Genomic DNA, 723 nt, shown 5'->3' on the forward strand with positions numbered 1-723 from the left:
CAAGCAGGAGACCCTCTGGAATCGGGTGGAAAGTCGTCTGATGGCCATGCTTGATGCGATTCCCAATCTGACCCTGGCTCAACTCAACGAAGCCTCCTTTGCCTGGGTCGAACACGAGTATCAAGTCAGCCCGCACCGGGAACTGAACGGTGCCACCCCCATGCAACGCTTCATTGCCAGTCCCAGTGTCCTGCGCGAGTGCCCGGATTCAGAAACCTTGCGGCGTCACTTTCGAATCGAGGTCACCCGGAAGCAACGCCAGAGCGATGGCACCGTGTCTCTCGATGGCAGGCGTTTCGAGATTCCCCAAGCCTTCGGGCATCTGCGCGAACTGACGCTACGCTACGCTCGCTGGGACCGTAACCAGGCCGACATCGTTGATTCCCGTAGCGGCGTCATTCAAGCCACCATCTATCCTCTGGACAAGACCCGCCATGGGGATGGGCGAAGACGCCAGATCATCCAGCCGACCCCGGATACACTTCTCAAGAGCGCGCAGAGTGCGGCCACGCCCTCTGATCCCCAAGCCCCCCTGATGCGCCATCTGCTGGCACAGTTTGCGGCCACCGGATTACCTCCTGCCTATCTGGAATTAGACGACGCCTCGCCCGCCCAGGAAACCCACCCATGAACCGCCTTCTGTTGACCCCGTTTGGTTTGAAATGGAATCCCTTCAATACCGAATTACCCACCGAAGCCCTCTATCTATCCCCCAAGATCAAT

At 58.8% G+C, this 723-nt stretch carries 1 pseudogene; it reads left to right on the forward strand.

The features are described from left to right. Nucleotides 1-631 (forward strand): annotated as a pseudogene (locus IV91_RS18500) (IS481 family transposase); the annotation flags it as partial. Between the last annotated feature and the right edge of the window lie 92 nt (nucleotides 632-723).

The sequence above is a fragment of the Ferrovum myxofaciens genome (genome assembly GCF_000735045.1).
In the GTDB taxonomy this organism is placed as follows: Bacteria; Pseudomonadota; Gammaproteobacteria; order Burkholderiales; family Ferrovaceae; genus Ferrovum; species Ferrovum myxofaciens.